At 48.4% G+C, this 399-nt stretch carries 1 pseudogene; it reads left to right on the forward strand.

What is annotated here, in order from left to right:
* Nucleotides 1–251: 251 nt before the first annotated feature.
* A pseudogene (locus NNO08_RS22980) lies at nt 252–399 on the forward strand (tail fiber assembly protein); the annotation flags it as partial.

Consider the following 399-nt stretch of genomic DNA (forward strand, 5'->3'; position numbering starts at 1 on the left):
GGTCGAGGGGTGGATAGTGGACGAGCACTTCTGTCAGCACAGGATGCATCCGCAATTAACCTCTTACTGGGTGAAAATGCTAACCAGCCTGGTCTGGGTCAAATCTCCGTTTCAAACGATGATGGACAGAGCGTATCCTCTGGCTGGTCAGTGGCAAAAAACCCAGGACAAGTAAACAACTCTGACGGCGCAAACTTTGCAAAAGTACGCCCACGAAACATTGCATGGAACTTCCTGGTGAGGGCTAAATAATGACACTGACTTTTGATGAAAACGGACTGGCGACTCAGGCTGGTGAAATTCGCGTTTATTATTATGAACCTTCTACCGGTGAATATCGTGGATGGTCTGACGAATACATTAACGTTGGCGTGAGTATGCCAGGCCATTCGACGACCA

It is taken from the genome of Citrobacter sp. Igbk 17, assembly GCF_028069775.1.
Classification (GTDB): Bacteria; Pseudomonadota; Gammaproteobacteria; order Enterobacterales; family Enterobacteriaceae; genus Citrobacter.